We start from the raw sequence: 15,970 nt of genomic DNA, 5'->3' as shown, positions 1-15,970 counted from the left end.
TCAAGCCAACCGAATTTTTAGGTTGATAATATTGTAATATCGAATAATATTCCAAATATGGCATATTAATTCTGGGTGTGAGGAGCCTGTGGTGAGTGAAGAATGGCAGATTATTTACTACCAGGAGGTAGATGGGACTGAACCAGTTGGCGAGTTCTTCAATGATCGCTCGCTCACTCAGGGCGAATTGAAGCAGTTTCAACTGCGCCTCTACTATCTAAAAAACAAAGGATTAGTCTTACTAGTCGAGCGTTCAGATATTTTAGACAAAATAGAGACAGAAAATAATCTTTATGAATTACGTTTGGATAACACTCCTAACAATATCCGTATCTTTCTCTGTGCCTTAACACCTAAGCGTCTAATTTTGCTGCACGCTTTTAAGAAAAAGGGGCGTAAAACTCCACCAAATCAAATTAAGATTGCAGCTCAAAGGCGAGATTTGGTAGTAGCGAAGGAGGATAAAACAGATGAGCAATAATCCCCATCTAGGCGGCGATGCTTTGGCTTCCTTAAATGAAATTGTCCAGGATACACCTGAGAATCGTCTCGTCGAGCGTCAGGAGATTTTTCGGCTTGCTTTAACTCAGGCAATGCGAAATGTACGTAAGCGGCTTGGACTTACTCAAAAAGAAATGGGTGAACGGTTTGGTGTGGGACAAAGTTGGGTATCCAAGTTGGAAGACATCAATAATGATCACACGTTTGACTCCGTACTTGCCTACTTAAATGCTTTAGGGGCAGATTTTGAGGCAGCAATTCTTGTAGAAAAGCAACGGGTTGAAATAATTGCAGCAAATCTGACTGTGGATAAAATAGACGTAGAGGCAGCCATCAACGCAATATTTGAAGATGCTGACAACACAGAGCCTGTGAACGAATTACCAACCCCAGATTTTAGCTTAATCTCACCCAAAGAGAGAGAGACATATTCTGAGGCACAGCATGTTCGGCATCGACAAGGAGGTTCTTGGGGGAAGGATAGTGTAGCATGAAAACAATTACTTTTTATTCGTATAAAGGTGGTGTTGGTAGAACACTTGCCGCAGCAAATTTTGCACTTTATCTAGCTAAACTGGGTCGAAAAACTGTTTTAGTAGATTTTGACCTGGAAGCACCAGGTTTAGACGCAAAGTTTGCCCAGTTTTCTGGATTTGAATTACCATCTGAGCAAAAAGGACTTCTCGACTACATCCTAGATTATCAGCAACAAAATACTGATCCAGGAAGCATTAAGCAAATAAGCCTTCAGATACCAATTCCTTCAAAAAAAACTTCACCCTTGTGGCTCATTCCAGCAGGGCAGTATCTCTCCGATGAGTATTACAGAAAGCTGACTGAGCTTGACTGGAATTTATTATTCTCTAAAAAACGTGATGGGGTTGCGTTTTTTCAACAGTTTCTTGCCCGGATTGAAAAAGAATTACAGGCAGATTTTGTGATTATAGACTCCCGCACAGGCATTACCGAAATAGCAGGTATTTGTACACAGCAGCTACCTGATGAAGTTGTCATGCTGTCTCCTTTGAGTTCAGAAAGTATCAAAGTAAGCAAGCATATTAAACGACTGATTGAGCAAAGTGCAGTAGCTAAAGCGCTTGGAAAGTCAATCGATGTCAAAGTTGTTGTATCACGCGTACCAAAACCTAAAGATTTAGACAGCTTTAAGCAAAGATGTTGCCAAATTTTTGAAACAGATGAGACTAAACTGTTCTTTTTGTTTTCCTGTGAGAATCTAGAACAAGAAGAGTTCTTGGCAATTGCTGATCCTGACAGTAATAAGGAACTAGTAAGCAATTATGTGCGATTATTTTATGGATTGAATTTAGAACTTTCTAGTGAAAATATTCGGGCTGAGATTGAGCAAATAGGTAGTCGCTTGCTCTTTTCATCTTCACTCGAAAAGTCAGAAGAGGATGTTTTAGAGCTAGTTGCACTCTATCCGCATCCAGATGTATATCGTACTGCTATGCGGTTTTTTCGGTTAAGGGAGAACATAGAAAAATTAAGGTCTTTTGGTTGGGAACTCCTTGAGCTATTACCAACTGACCAAGAAGCACAACAAATTCTTGCAGAAAGCTATTTATCTGAGCGGAAGCTTGATAAACAAGATAAGAAAAAAGCTGTGCGTGTCATAGATCCCTTATGTCAGAGGGAAGAGCTTAACCCAGAACAAGCTGTACGCTACGCAGATATATTGGAAGATATAGAAGAATATTCTAAAAGTTTTGATGTTGTTTTTCCTTTGTGTGATGATCAAGAACTTAATGACGATATCCAAATCCAAGCAAAATTGATTGCAGCTAGAACAGCTTTGAAGCTAGGTCACACTGAGATTGCAGCGAGATTAATTCTAGATATTCCTCCGAAGCAGCTAGGAGGTTCGCTCATCTTTTTAGCAATAGAAACTTTGAAAGATAATGGAGATTTGGAAGGTGCGTTTGAGTCAGCTAAACAGTTTATACGGCGAGACTACAATCCTACCGTTATAGAGCAAGCAGCTAGTTTGGCTCACCATTTAAATCGTGTCAAAGAACTAGAAGATGCAATACGTTCACTTGCAAAACTCCGTGTATCAAAGGACGAGAGTTTTTACCAAAACTTAAAGGACTGTGGATTATCTGAACTAGCACGTGAATTACAAAAGTCATCCTATAAGTATTCATCGGGTCAGAATATTAAATAACCAATCTAAAAAATCTTGTAAAAGTGTCATCATAGTGATGGTAAAGACATTCTGGAGATAAGACAACGGTTTACGCACGCCCTTTAGCACGGTTAATTGAGCAATTGCAACGCTTGCCGGGAGTTGGCCCCAAATCTGCCCAACGACTGGCTTTGCATATTTTGAAGCGACCAGAAGCAGAAGTAGAAGCTTTAGCACAAGCTTTAATTGAGGCAAAAAAACAGATAGGCTTGTGTTCTGTCTGCTTTCACTTATCTGCTGAACCTGTTTGTGAAATCTGCCGCAATCCCAACCGTGACAATAACACTATCTGTGTCGTAGCAGATCCTCGTGATGTGATTGCGCTGGAAAAAACCCGCGAGTATAAAGGCAAGTATCACGTTTTGGGTGGAGTTATTTCTCCAATTGATGGAATTGGGCCAGAACAGTTGACTATACTGGCTTTGCAACGGCGGGTGAGTCAGCAAAAACCTCAAGAAGTAATTCTCGCAATTAGTCCGAGTGTAGAAGGTGAAACAACAACACTGTATATCGGTCAGCTACTGAAGCCATTTACTAAGGTGACGCGGATTGCCTTTGGTTTACCTGTAGGTGGTGATTTGGAGTACGCCGACGAAGTGACCCTGGCAAGGGCATTGGAAGGACGCCGAGAGTTAGATTAGGCTTAATTAAATGTATAAACTTTAGATTGAAGCTTTCTGATATAGGAATAGTATTTGATTTTTGAACAAGAAATGTTTCGCGCAGTCCCCACCTAAAAATACTATAAAAACATCTACATTTTAGGTGGGGTTAGCGAAACCAGTATTATTGGTCCATCTTCAAGTATTCTGGCTTTTCTTGATTCTGCACATACTGGATTAGTCGTGATAAAGGTGCTTGTGTGCCCACGCTGATAATTGCATAGGAACTAGACCAAAACTGTGGTTTACTTCCCCAATAAAACTTAGACAAGTGATCCGCATACTCAGAACGTAATCGACTGGTATAAGTTTCAAAGGATTAATTTGGCTTACCCGTAATCGTGAATGCTGCCCAGTAGTAAGGATGATTATAAAGATTTTTATCTGATGCCATTTTACTATTTCTATATAGTTGTGTCGCTAAATAAGTTTGAATTCGTAATTCCTCTGGATGCAGATTATTCAAGATATCTTCATACCATTTTGTCAGTTCTCCAGCAGTTAGTTCTTTCAGCCATCGTGTTACTTCCGCTAAGGCAGTAACTGCTGATTTATTGGGCTGTAATCGTCGGTAAAACTCGATCATTACCAAGGCACTAGCCGAAGATTCTACACTCCAAAGAGTACTCACTACATGAGGAACACCCTGACTCACAAAACCAGTTACTAAACTCACATATTCGCTGCTGATAGTGTGGTTGCTAGTACTTAAATTTTCACAGGCAGAGAGGGTAATAAGGTTGTAACTTGCTAGATTTTGTTGGCAGATTTCATCTAGAGTAAGTTTGTCTTCACCTGCTAATGCTAATTCTGACTTTTTAGGTTCAGACAAGTTATTAGTAACACGACCCGTAAAATGAAAGATGTTGTAATTATCAAATAAGGCGTTTTCGACAATAGTTTTCGTAGCTTCTGACCCCTGAATTCGTTGAATATTATTGAACATCTGGCTAACAACTTCAGACTCAAGTTTGGCAAATTTTAGTGTGGGATAAGCTGCACTATCAGGATGTTCAACACTGAGGAATAACTGATTTTGCCACTGCCAAATCTCTTCAGTTTTTATTGATAAACCTATTTGGGCACTAGGCAGATAGGTGACGCTGAAATTTGATTCCACATTCGGTAACTCTTCCGGCGATGGTGAAGAGAGATGGAAAAGTGTATGAATGGGTAATCTGAACAAGTCACGGTGAGGAATTAAAACCAGTTGGGTGATGCCTTCGAGTTCCTGTGCAATTGTGGAAATATTTAGGATTTCATACAGTTGCAACAGCTTCTGTTCCATATCAACTCGCCAAGAATGCTGGCTTTTACTTTCTTTGTCTTGGGCTGTGCTGCGATATTCTTGGTATTGTTGATGCCAATCTTCTAGCCAAGTTTCAAATTCAATTAGGCGTTGCACTGCTTCGGGTAAGGGCAATTCATTTAAACGGATAGCGTCTTCTCCTAAAGGTATTGCCCCAGAATCTTGCATGGGTGTAAAGAGGAGGATTGGTGATGGCGCTTGGTCTTTGAGAATGAAAGTATGTAGGGCAACTGGACTAATATGCCAGTAAATAATTGCTGTTGTGGGATTGAATAGTTGTTGAATTACGCCATAATGAGGTGAGTAAATATGATCATTCCAGCCAGAAAGCAGCCAGTTTAAACAAGCATTTTTGCCTTGTTCGGCAATTTGCCAAGCTTCAACTAAATCACCGGACTCTACGGCTAAATCAACTGCTAATTGCTCAAAGCCGGTAAATTTCAGAGCTAGCTGTTTTTTACTTTCGTCTGAGCGAGTTTCTTCACTCAGTAATTGTTGCAATAAATCTGTACCGCGTTGCAGCAATTCTTGAACTTGTGTTGTTTGTTCCAAACCCATTAGCACTTTGCTTAGAGATTGCAAAACCTCTAGATGCAACTGGGGAAAATGTTCTAGTGTAAGGGTTAACAACGCTTGATGATACTCAGATGCGGCTTTGCGCCAATAATCGCGGGTATTGGGATGTTTTTTGCCTTGGTCGTAGTAAGTATTACCGATCGCAACATGCAATCTACCCCAACCTTCTGGGTGGGTATCTGTACGCAGGTATTTCAACCCTTCCTCGTAGCTGGCTAATTTTCCTTCGTAGCCGCCCTGTTGTAAGGCGGGATTTGTCGCTGTTATACTACTCGACAAATTCAGCAATGCGTCAGAGTTTACTAAATTACCGATCGCAGTTCCCCGACCAATCCAAGCTTCCCAATAGTCTTGTTTAATTTGCAAGGCGCTGTCATAACAGGCGATCGCTTCGGTAAATTCTTCTAAATAAAACAGTGCTACCGCCTGATTATACCAAGCTAAGTGGAAGTCGGGTTTAATGGCGATCGTTTGTCGATAGGAGGCGATCGCTTCAATGCGGCGTCCTAAGTTATCTAATGCTATACCCCGGTTGTACCAAGCTAAGTAGAAGTCGGCTTGAACTGAAAGGGCTTTATCCCAGGAGGCGATCGCTTCTGACCACTTTCTTAAATTAAACAGCACTACACCCCGGTCTATCCAGACTTCATGATACTCTGGGTCAATTTCTAGCGCTTTGTCGTAAGATATAATCGCTTCGGCAAATTGTTCGCCAACAGCCAGGGCTATGCCTCGGTAATACCAGTTTTCCTGGTCTTCTGGTTCCAGATGCAGCGCTTGATCATAACTAGAAATAGCTTCCGGTAGCCAACCTAACTTTAGCAGCGCCAAACCCCGGCTAGACCAAGCTTCTTGGTAGTCTGGTTTAATTTCTATGGCTTTGTCAAAAGAAGCGATCGCTTTTTCAAAATATCCTAATTCTCCCAGAGTTCGACCTCTGTTGTACCAAGCTTTGTAGAAGTCGGATTTCAGTTCTGTGGCTGTTTGGTAAGATGCGATCGCTTCATCAAAACGTTCTAAATGAAACAGCGTCAAGCCTCGGTTAAACCAATATTCTGGGAATTCGGGTTGAAGTTCAATCGCTTGGTCATAAGAGGCGATCGCGCCTAACAAATCACCCGTTTTAGCTTGCTGAAGACCTTGGTAAAACCACGCTTGAGCCTGGGTAACAGGATTATCGCTCTGTCGCTCAATAATACCAGGGGAATTACTGCTTTGAACTGCCAAATTAGCAGCAAGTTGCTGGACTAAATTGGTACTTTGATCTAACCTTACCCACAACTCATCTAGGGTATAAGCCACATTTGGATCTAAATCCGTCAAAGTGTTATCCCAGATTTCCTCTGAGGAAGATGTTGTTAATTCAGTTTTTTGTCTAGTGGAAAGGAGATTTGTTGGTGTTTTAGTTGGAGTAACTTCCTCTTCATCGCCGAACCTCAGTTGGGCTAATGAGGTGATTGAATCTTCTGCGGGAGGGAGAGGGAGATTTTCTCTGATTGTGGTTTGGGTGTCTTTTCGTTCATATTCCAATACCGGTTCCTCTAAGTTCTCGGTAAATCCTTCCTCAGAAGAGACATTTTGGGGTGCTGACGTTATTGATTCAACATCTTGCACATCATATTCCCATAACTGTTCACCTAAGCTACGGATTAGCTCTTGCCCAGGGGAAGTTGGGAGAATTTCTTCATCGGTTGTAGTTTCTACGACATCTGGCTCATTATACTCCCATAACTGTTCGCCTAAGTCGCGGATCAGTTCTTGCCCAGGAGTAGTTTCTATTACATCTGGCTGATTATATTCCCATAACTGTTCGCCTAAGTCGCGGATCAGTTCTTGCCCAGGAGTGATTTCTACCCCATCTTGCGCCTGATTGTCCTCATACTCTATTGGTGTGGGTGAGTTTTGTATGGGTGAGTTTTGCATCAGCCTGATACCAATGTTGTATGCAACATCTCCAATTCTGCCAACACCAAGTTCTCCCAACTGCACCATCTGGGTTGCTAACAGAGGATTTGGTGTGGGTGAAGCTAGCAAGCTTTCGCCAAACATCACCAACCAATCTATCCAGCGTTCAGCCGGAATGCGATTTTCGATCCGTTGCAGATACCTCAATGCCCACTGTCGTCCTCGTGCTTGATGCACGCCTTCTAGCAATTGGATAAACAATTGTTCTAGATCCGCATTGGTTAGTTCTGGTAGTACCCCCACCAGATTGCGTCCTCTCCCACCCTTGAGAGAACGACGAGTCTGCTTACTTGCAATGAGGCGCTTTAAAAACCTTTTAAGCGACTGCGATATCCGCCTGAGCATCTGCCACACTCTTGGATTTTCTTTTTCTAGATTGTAGCCATCGTTGTGTTAAAAAAATCATGAATCACGTAAAAATCCATTAGATTCAGACAGCGCTTCCGTAGGAGATTAGCAAAAAATATACAAAACTTCAAGAGAATAGCATTACAATGTTACAATTACCAGATTAAACTCTGAAATTTTGACCGTGCCAATTTGAAATTTTCGCTCAATCCAAAATTTCAAATCCCAAATCTGCTGACTTTGCGAAGCCGTTAATTTTCTGTTTGCTCTGTAGTCGATTGACCAGCCGGATATAATTGACTAATCAATGCCTGGACAAGCACTTGTGGATCGTCTGTCTCAACGGCAAGCTGTTGAGCAATCTGCTGGCGTAAGTTTTGATCCTCCTGCAACATCACAAACAACTCTTCTAGGGTGACAGTTTGGGATTCTCCCTCTGGGAGGTTCTCTGGTGCATCTGCTGACTCTAATATTGGAGCAGTTGGCTCAGAGGACAAAGTTGTGTTGACAGCATCTGGCCCTTCATATTCCCAAATGGGTTCGCCTTGATTACGTGTCAACAACTGCATTCCGATACTATAGGCAACATCTCCAATTTCTGGGATGTCCAACTCACCCAGCTGCACTAACCGCGCGGCTATTTCATTATTGGGTGTAGGTGATGCTAGCAATCTGTCGCCAAAGCGCCCTAACCACTCAACCCAGCGTTCAGTTGAGATGCGATGTTCAATATTATGCAGCCACTTCCGTGCCCATGCTTCCCCTCGTGCTTGATGTACTCCTTGCAAGAGTTCGGTGAAGAGAAATTCCAGATCCGTATCGCTTAGGGGTGGTGCTGGTTCTTTTTGCACATTCTCCCTAGATTTTGAGGCAGTCTGTTTTCCACCAAACAAGCTCTGAAAAAGCTTTTTGAGCCATTGAAATAGCCGCTTGAGCATCTGCTGCACCATCGAATATTGCTTATCCTCCTAAAATTGTAGCGATCGCACTGGACTATGGCGTTAGTTCAGTCAATAAAACGTATAGACAGGAAATCTCTTTTTTCCTCTAGGGCATGGGGCATGGGGCATTGGGAAAGACTTACTGGAACTTTCTCTGTGCTTCCCTGCTCCTTTATCCTCTTCTGTGAGGTTTAATAGTTAATGGTGGAAGTGTTGAGATTTATTAAGAAAACATTATGAAATATTGGCGACTGTTAGCTAGCTTTGTCTTAGCTATGCGGGCGGTGGCGAGGCTTTTTTCGATCACGCAGGAATGGCTGCTGATAGTCGCGATTTCCAATCGTCAGGTATTTCTTCCAAAAGCGGATGCTCCCAACCAATGACGCTTAACCACATTGCTCAACATTGGCTCGACTGAGTATAGGCGATGTTTAATAATTTAGGCTAGGCGATAGTCATATTGACTCGCACGATCATATCGTTGAAATCTTTGTCACCACCACTTGGTAAATCCTCAAAGCCAAAAACGTTATTCCCTAACAAGCGAATGTGATCTACTTTATCAGCGTTAGCTCCCAAGAATGGGAAGTAAACTGCTGGATCGTTATTTGGATTGCTATCAATTAAAGCATCAGGTATACCATTAGCAATAATAAATGGTGCAAAGATAGAACCTGGCTGGAAAGTTCCTGTGTAAGTTGCAGTACCTTGGTTATTAACTGTCAAGTCAATGCCTGCAACACGCCCACGAATTGCGGCTTCAGTATAACCAGGCTGTCCAGTGAGAATATCTGCTTTGCCATCTCCGTTGGTGTCAATGCCACCATTCTCATCAGCTACTTGATAGAAGCCGATGAAATTCTTGAAAGCTGCTTCTCTGTTGACCACAAAATCAGCTTTTACCTGACTTGTGACACCGCGCAAATCAATTACTTCCCCTTGGGAGTTTCCTTGCAGATTTGTACCCAGAGGTAATAAATCATTTGTCGACTGAATTTTTACCACCAGATTAAGGAGAGGGATTAAAGTTAGGACAGGGTGAGGTTTTTGTTTTGGGTAATTCGATGACTTGTGTGTACGCCGTAGCTTCCCTAGTAGGGAAGGGGGATGCTCTAGCCCCTTATTGAAGAAAGAGACAAGGGGACTTGGGGACTTGTCTGTTTCTTCAATCTTTCCAACTCCCCCTTTGTAGTACAAATATACTAAATAATATGCTATAATTCCGATACTTTGATGTTGAAATCATCGTAGAGGATAAGATCTAGTTGCTTGCTTTCCTGAGTGCCAAAATTTACAGCATTAGTTGAGTGTAAGCGCTATGTGAACATCCACAAACTAAGCAGGTAGAAGAGATTAAAATAGTTGAATCCTAAACTCGACTCGGTGCTACTAATTAACTTTGAAAGGCATTGAAGTCTATATTTCTATGTCTTACGAACCCCTGCACCACAAATATCGCCCCAAGAGTTTTGCTGAACTGGTGGGCCAAGAGGCGATCGCTACCACCCTCACGAACGCGATCGGCACATCCAAAATCGCCCCCGCCTATTTATTCACTGGCCCTAGAGGTACGGGGAAAACTTCTAGCGCCCGGATTCTGGCTAAATCCCTCAATTGTCTCAAAAGTGACAAGCCCACCGCTCAACCTTGCGGCGTGTGTAATGTTTGTCAGGGAATCACCAAGGGCTACGCCTTAGATGTAATTGAAATCGATGCCGCTAGTAACACTGGTGTCGATAATATCCGCGAGTTAATTGAAAAAGCCCAGTTTGCTCCTGTGCAGTGTCGCTACAAGGTTTATGTAATCGATGAATGCCACATGCTCAGTACTCAGGCATTTAACGCGCTACTAAAGACACTAGAAGAACCACCGAGACATGTGGTTTTTGTGTTGGCGACAACAGACCCACAACGGGTGTTACCAACGATTATTTCGCGCTGTCAAAGGTTTGATTTTAGACGCATTCAGTTAGAAGCGATGGTAAAGCATTTAAGTGCGATCGCCTCTAAAGAAAATATTCATATTTCACCCGACGCTGTAACCCTGGTAGCCCAACTTGCTCAGGGAGGGTTGCGAGATGCCGAAAGTCTACTTGACCAATTGGGTTTATTAGCGGGTGAAGTGACACCAGAGCGAGTTTGGGATTTGGTGGGGACAGTGAGCGAACAGGACTTGCTGGGGCTTTTAAATGCGATCGCTCAAGATAAACCAGAAGCAGTTCTAGATTGTACGCACAACATCCTAGATCGTGGTCGAGAACCGCTAACTATTCTGCAAAATCTCGCCGCCTTCTACCGCGATTTACTCATAGCCAAAACTGCACCCAACCGCCACGATTTAGTTGCTTGTACTCAGCAAACCTGGACAGCGCTGGTTGAGTTTGCTCAATACTTGGATATGAGCGCGATTTTAGCAGGACAGCAACACCTGCGAACATCAGAAGTGCAAATTAAAAATACCACCCAGCCGCGTTTGTGGTTAGAGGTAACATTACTAGGATTGTTACCCAGTGCGACGAATATTCAGCCACAAGCCCCAAGTGTCGCGCCGCGAGTTAACACACCTGCTGTATCTCCAAGCTATCCTCCAGCAGTTGCCCAAAATCACGCAGTCTCTTCTGTGCCTCTAGATAATCCGCAAACAAATCATAATTCTGTATCTCCCAATCATCTAGCGGCTGCCCAAAATCAGCCCGTCACTTCATCTCCCCCAGTTGAACGGCAAACAAATCACAATTCTGGTGCTAACTCAGTTTCGCCACCAACTCCAGAACCTGTATCTCTACCCATGTCACCTGCGAACATTGAACCAGTAACTTCAGAAGTTGTTAAGGAAGCAGAATATGACTTAACTCAGGTTTGGCAACAGGTGCTTGCTAACCTCCAGCCAAAATCAAGGCAAGAAATGCTGCGTCAAATGAGCCATCTCGTAGAGTTCGATGGTACTGTGGCTCGAATTGCGATCAAACAGGCATGGTATGACAAGGGGAAATCTTATCTACCGATGATTACGGCAGCTTTCCAGCAGACTTTCCAGCGTGAAATCCAGATAAATATAGAAAAAGGAACTTCTTCAAACTCTACCTCAGCCAAAAAAAATCCTCCCCCAAAAGACTCTAGTCGCGTTCAGCAGCCACCAGCTCCCAGTTACAATCAGCAAATTCCGCCTCCAGCGCCAGTACCCCAGCCAACCACTCCACCACCAAAAACCGAGTCGGCAACAAGGAACGGAAATGGGGCAAATGGAAATAGCGTAAATGGAAATGGTGTAAATGGAAATGGTGTAAATGGAAATGGTGTAAATGAAAATGGCGTAAATGGAAATGGCGTGCAAGCTTTGCATTTGGAGGCAAAGCGAACACCCCCACCTGATTGGGAACCTGACGAAGTAGCGATCGCAGCTCAACGTATAGCAGAATTTTTCAACGGACAAATTATCCGCTTTGCAGAGGATTCAACAGAATTCTCCGATTCTATAACTACACCTGAGTGGGTAGAAGAATCAGAAGTTGATGATGAGTGACAACACTCCGCACCTTTTGGTACGGAGCTTCCAAGAATCACTTCTTAGCTTTCCTAGTTTTTCCCTTGCGGGGTTTCGCCTCTGACAAAGGTAAAGATTTCTCATCCACCCCCGGCAGACCGACTGCATAGGCGTTTTGGATTCCCGACTGTCCATCGGTACTAATGAGGGCATAGCCTCTATTTCTAATTACAAGTCCGCTTGCTACGTCCCTATCGGTGATGAATCCACAGCTACAGTTATGAACTCTAACGCTCAAGTCCTTTTTAACAATTGCTCCGCATTCTGGACACTCAAGAGACGTCCCCTTCGCATTGACTTCGGCAAAAAACTTGCCTCGTTTCCAGCACACATATTTCACGAGAGAACGGAACTGACCAAACCCTGCATCCAACATCTGCTTACCAAACATCCCCTTTGCCATAACAGTGTAGTCCAGGTCTTCCATGAAAACCTGATCTGCACTATCACAAAGGGCGTGGGCTTGCTTAAAGTGGAAGTCTTTACGAGTGTTGTCAATTGTATGATGAAGCCTTGCAACTTTGAGACGTTGTTTCTCGTAATTTTTTGACCGTTTCTGTTTTCTACTCAACCTACGTTGCAGCAATTTCAGCTTGCTTTGCAGACTTTTAAAAAACTTTGGCGGTTTTACGAGAACCCCGTCGCTGGTTGCCAAAAATTTATTAAGCCCGATATCCACACCGATTCCGTGACCATGTGGCATCGGGGAGGGAACGTTGACATGGCACTGAATATTGATAGAGGCGTACCATCTATCAGCTTTCTTAATGATGCGGACTTGCTTGACTACAAACCCATCAGGGATTGGTCGATGCAGGTTGATAGGGATGTTTCCCAGCTTCGGCAAATTCAAGCTGTATCCAGTAACGGGATTAACTTTGAACTGGGGAAACAGCAAAGACTTAAGCTGTCCAAACTTCTTAAAGCGTGGAAAACCAAACCCACGTTTTTGAAAGGACTCCCATCCTTTGTGCAATTCTTTAACCGCTTGCTGCAATACCTGAGAAGCCGGTTCTCCCAATCTTGGAAAATCCTTCTTAGCTTTAGGTAGTGCGTTCAGTTGTTGCACCTCGCCGGGAAACTTCAAATCCGCACTCAAGATATATTCATGAACCAAGGAACATCTATCAATCTGACACTTACGGCTATTACACCAATCCTTAATCTCTCGCAAAGCATAGTTATAGGCAATGCGACAAGTCTCCATCCAATTAACCAATTGGTCTTGTTGGATGGTATCAGGATATAGTCTATAGCGGTAGTTAAGAATCAGCATAGCCTTAATTATAGCATATTTACTAGCTACGAGTCGCGTAGTAAATCAATGAAAGCCGTGCTAGAAGCACGGGATTTTCAACCCAATTTTCTGATAAAAAAATGCAAAATTATTTTTGGTAATTTTGCATTTTGAATTTTGAATTTTGAATTCCCCCTTAGGGGCTATTCCCCATCCCCAGTATGCAAGGTTTTCACCCATTTCAGTCGCTTTGGTCTTACCGACATCCGGGCAGTAGTACTGCTCATGACGACTAACCAGTGCAACATATATAAACTGCCGCGCAGGGTTTGCACCAGCATCAGAAAATATGTAGAAAGTGGGAATTTTTGATCTTGACGTACCCGTTTCAGACCTGTAAACATCCCTACCATTGACATAGAAATGGACAAGCCTGTGATCGGACTTAACATTGGTGGACGATGACGAGCGATCGCCATTAATAAATCTGGTACTGTTGCTGTGGGCAAGATATACATAATCAGCATAAAAATCAGCAAATCCCAGCTTTTGCGCCCTCCCATGCGGTTTTTGAGAATTAAATCCCAGTAATCCAGATAGCGTTGATAACCGCCTTCTGCCCAACGGTTGCGCTGATGCCAAAGTGCAACCGCGCTCGTCACTCCTTCTTCTTGCACGGCTGGATGGAAAACACACTCAATATCCCATTTATCCAAATGTAAACGGATTGTCAAATCTAAATCATCGGTAATGGTTTCTTCATTCCAGCCACCGCAGCTTTCCAAGGCTGAACGCCTGACAAATTGACCATTGCCCCGCAGTTCGCCAATGCCACCAAGGGCAGTTCGCTGTTGCTGAAACCAGGTATCAAGCGCCATTTCCGCCATTTGACCCTTAGTCCAAAAGTTTTCTTTAGCGTTGGCGATCGCTTTTCGCACCTGCACCGCCCCCACCTTTTCTCTTTGAAATAAAGGTATTACCTGTAGTAACAAGTCTGGTGTCACTTGGGCATCAGCATCAAATACTGCTATAATATTGCCCTTTGTCAGTGGCAATACCTGATTCAACGCCCCCGATTTGCCACCACTAGCTGCTGCTGAACGCCTTAGTACTTTCAGTTGCTCGTGTTTCTGTTCTAGTTCTGCTAATAAATGTGGGGTGCTATCACTGCTGTGATCGTCAATTATCCATACTTCGTAATGCCCACCTGGATATTCCAGATTACAAAGATTTTTGACTAATTTAGCAATTACCGCTTCCTCATTTTTCGCAGCCACTAGCAAAGATACAAAGGGCAAATCTCCCTGTATTTCTTTTGGATAGCGACGGGGTTTAGTAAACACTACCACCAAGGCATGAAATCCTAGAATGGTGGTCAGTCCTAGAATAAATATAGAAGCCCAAGAAACTAAATGTAGAGCGATCGTGCCACTCCAGACGATAGTCAAGACTAGAGCTGCTTTGCGTCTACGACCTTGAAACCGGGGTGTTAAAGACACAGGATCTGTCTCTAACACTGGCTCCTCATTTACTGATAGATCAGACAATAAGGAGTTGAGCGGATCAAGCTCTTGATAAGAATCTTCTTCGGGCCAGGAATTCGCTGGCATAGGTTAGGTTGCTTGATTCAAAAACCAGTATTTGTCTACAGTTAGTAATTTTACGGACAAATATCCCGAAGCTACTTTTCCCGATATTAATCGGAATGGGCAAACTGCAATACCCGCTATCCCTAAGCCAAAAGCCGCTGGGACTACCTTTGTTGTCACCGCCACTCTGCGTAATTACCTCACATTAACCACGTTTGCTACTCTTAGACAGAGGCTTGATTCCTTTGATAGCCACTTGGGCAGGAAGCTTGTAGAGTCGGACTTTTTCCAATCAGAACTCCGGTTTGGGCAAAGTAATAGCAAGGTAGCAGCAGCTTGTTGTTGGGAGAAACTGCAATAACGGCATCCACCACTTTACAGTCGGGATTTTTAGTGTTATCGTTCCCAGCTTCGATAAAAGTTAATGCAGGATCATTGTAACCGAAATTTTAATATTTCTTAGCAGTAACTTCATTTATTGGGCATTGGGTATTGGGCATTAGTTATTTCTCCCCTGCTCCCTGCTTCCTTCCCCTGCCGTGTGCTTTAGATACATCTTTTGGGAATACTACTAATAACCACTAATATCCCCAGTTTTCAACCAACTTGAGGAATATTTAACAATGTCTATTGAGCAACTCCAGCCCGCCACTCAACAACAAGCCAGTGTTTACTTACCTTACGTTCAGGGCGCTAGGCGCAATTTCTTACCTTATGCCATCAGTCTTTATCAAAAAGGGGTCTTAGAGGGACATCGGAAGATAGAAGCCAGTGAACATATCCCCTTCGTCGCCTCCTGGAATGTTGCTACTTTACCGTCAGACTTAACCCGTTGCCGAATCCAGTTTGATGGCAACGCTGATCTGAGTTACGAATTGATGATGGCTAGTTTTGAATTTATTAATTTTTTAATTGAACTTATGGACAACTATAAACGTCATCGCGTGACCGATTTTTCACAACCGTTTTACCGCAAGCTACTGCGTATAGACGATTGATTAAACTCAGCCGGACTTTTGCAAGTTCGGCTTGTCTTTAAAACTGTTTATTCTGATGCCGACATCAGAAAAGAAGAATATTGCACTCTTATTC

12 protein-coding genes and 2 pseudogenes are annotated in these 15,970 nt (G+C 43.1%); 8 read left to right on the top strand and 6 right to left on the bottom strand.

Annotation, left to right across the window (positions count from 1 at the left end):
- Positions 1-91: 91 nt before the first annotated feature.
- From V7K36_RS06240 to recR, 4 genes are all read left to right on the top strand, one after another.
- Positions 92-481: a type II toxin-antitoxin system RelE/ParE family toxin gene (locus tag V7K36_RS06240; protein ID WP_335114097.1), complete on the top strand. Its 390-nt coding sequence runs from the start codon at positions 92-94 to the stop codon at positions 479-481.
- On the top strand, positions 471-995 hold the full coding sequence (locus V7K36_RS06235) for a helix-turn-helix domain-containing protein (RefSeq protein ID WP_335114095.1): 525 nt from the start codon (positions 471-473) through the stop codon (positions 993-995). Before V7K36_RS06240 ends, V7K36_RS06235 begins: the two co-directional genes overlap by 11 nt.
- Entirely contained in the window at positions 992-2,686 is a 1,695-nt protein-coding gene (locus tag V7K36_RS06230; RefSeq protein ID WP_335114093.1) for a KGGVGR-motif variant AAA ATPase, read from the top strand. The genes V7K36_RS06235 and V7K36_RS06230 overlap by 4 nt, the downstream gene beginning before the upstream one ends.
- Before the next feature lie 104 nt (positions 2,687-2,790).
- Positions 2,791-3,348: a recombination mediator RecR gene (gene recR, locus V7K36_RS06225; RefSeq protein WP_335071955.1), complete on the top strand. Its 558-nt coding sequence runs from the start codon at positions 2,791-2,793 to the stop codon at positions 3,346-3,348.
- 145 nt (positions 3,349-3,493) lie between these two features.
- Here the strand turns inward: recR and V7K36_RS34010 are convergent.
- The 3 genes and pseudogenes from V7K36_RS34010 to V7K36_RS06215 form a co-directional block, all read right to left on the bottom strand.
- Positions 3,494-3,667 (bottom strand): annotated as a pseudogene (locus V7K36_RS34010) (transposase); the annotation flags it as partial.
- A gap of 21 nt (positions 3,668-3,688) precedes the next feature.
- Positions 3,689-7,564, bottom strand: a complete 3,876-nt coding sequence (locus V7K36_RS06220; RefSeq protein ID WP_335114091.1) for a CHAT domain-containing protein — start codon at positions 7,562-7,564, stop codon at positions 3,689-3,691.
- A gap of 254 nt (positions 7,565-7,818) precedes the next feature.
- Complete coding sequence (locus V7K36_RS06215; protein ID WP_442948438.1) at positions 7,819-8,505, bottom strand: hypothetical protein; 687 nt, start codon at positions 8,503-8,505, stop codon at positions 7,819-7,821.
- 239 nt (positions 8,506-8,744) lie between these two features.
- Here V7K36_RS06215 and V7K36_RS06210 point away from each other — a divergent pair, with 239 nt between their 5' ends.
- Positions 8,745-8,891, top strand: coding sequence for a hypothetical protein (locus V7K36_RS06210; RefSeq protein WP_335114087.1), 147 nt, complete (start codon positions 8,745-8,747; stop codon positions 8,889-8,891).
- Positions 8,892-8,952: 61 nt separating this feature from the next.
- Here V7K36_RS06210 and V7K36_RS06205 read toward each other — a convergent pair.
- Positions 8,953-9,519 (bottom strand): annotated as a pseudogene (locus V7K36_RS06205) (DUF4114 domain-containing protein); the annotation flags it as partial.
- 415 nt (positions 9,520-9,934) lie between these two features.
- Here V7K36_RS06205 and V7K36_RS06200 point away from each other — a divergent pair.
- Positions 9,935-12,031 carry a DNA polymerase III subunit gamma/tau gene (locus V7K36_RS06200; RefSeq protein WP_335114085.1) on the top strand — a complete coding sequence of 699 codons (2,097 nt, stop codon included), beginning with the start codon at positions 9,935-9,937 and terminating at the stop codon, positions 12,029-12,031.
- Positions 12,032-12,068: 37 nt separating this feature from the next.
- On the opposite strand, the gene V7K36_RS06195 is transcribed toward V7K36_RS06200, so the two are convergent.
- A complete protein-coding gene (locus tag V7K36_RS06195; RefSeq protein ID WP_335114083.1) occupies positions 12,069-13,328 on the bottom strand; it encodes an RNA-guided endonuclease InsQ/TnpB family protein in 1,260 nt (419 codons plus the stop codon).
- Between the two features lie 164 nt (positions 13,329-13,492).
- A complete protein-coding gene (locus V7K36_RS06190) occupies positions 13,493-14,899 on the bottom strand; it encodes a glycosyltransferase (protein WP_335114081.1) in 1,407 nt (468 codons plus the stop codon).
- Between the two features lie 31 nt (positions 14,900-14,930).
- Between V7K36_RS06190 and V7K36_RS06185 the strand changes: the two genes are divergently transcribed.
- Together V7K36_RS06185 and ebsA are read left to right on the top strand one after the other, a co-directional pair.
- Positions 14,931-15,239: a hypothetical protein gene (locus tag V7K36_RS06185; protein ID WP_335094997.1), complete on the top strand. Its 309-nt coding sequence runs from the start codon at positions 14,931-14,933 to the stop codon at positions 15,237-15,239.
- 262 nt (positions 15,240-15,501) lie between these two features.
- Positions 15,502-15,876, top strand: a complete 375-nt coding sequence (gene ebsA / locus V7K36_RS06180; RefSeq protein ID WP_334830063.1) for a type IV pilus biogenesis protein EbsA — start codon at positions 15,502-15,504, stop codon at positions 15,874-15,876.
- Positions 15,877-15,970 lie beyond the last annotated feature (94 nt).

It is taken from the genome of Nostoc sp. (assembly GCF_036919555.1).
Classification (GTDB): domain Bacteria; phylum Cyanobacteriota; class Cyanobacteriia; order Cyanobacteriales; family Nostocaceae; genus Nostoc.
The sequence above is the reverse complement of the archived record's forward strand: the minus strand, read 5'-3'. Positions and strand labels throughout refer to the sequence as shown.

Coding starts and splice junctions, on each gene's coding strand:
- V7K36_RS06230 (WP_335114093.1), top strand. CDS start 992: ATGAAAACAATTACTTTTTATTCGTATAAAGGTGGTGTTGGTAGAACA.
- V7K36_RS06220 (WP_335114091.1), bottom strand. CDS start 7,564: ATGCTCAGGCGGATATCGCAGTCGCTTAAAAGGTTTTTAAAGCGCCTC.
- ebsA (WP_334830063.1), top strand. CDS start 15,502: ATGTCTATTGAGCAACTCCAGCCCGCCACTCAACAACAAGCCAGTGTT.
- V7K36_RS06200 (WP_335114085.1), top strand. CDS start 9,935: ATGTCTTACGAACCCCTGCACCACAAATATCGCCCCAAGAGTTTTGCT.
- V7K36_RS06190 (WP_335114081.1), bottom strand. CDS start 14,899: ATGCCAGCGAATTCCTGGCCCGAAGAAGATTCTTATCAAGAGCTTGAT.
- V7K36_RS06235 (WP_335114095.1), top strand. CDS start 471: ATGAGCAATAATCCCCATCTAGGCGGCGATGCTTTGGCTTCCTTAAAT.
- V7K36_RS06195 (WP_335114083.1), bottom strand. CDS start 13,328: ATGCTGATTCTTAACTACCGCTATAGACTATATCCTGATACCATCCAA.
- V7K36_RS06215 (WP_442948438.1), bottom strand. CDS start 8,505: ATGCTCAAGCGGCTATTTCAATGGCTCAAAAAGCTTTTTCAGAGCTTG.
- V7K36_RS06210 (WP_335114087.1), top strand. CDS start 8,745: ATGAAATATTGGCGACTGTTAGCTAGCTTTGTCTTAGCTATGCGGGCG.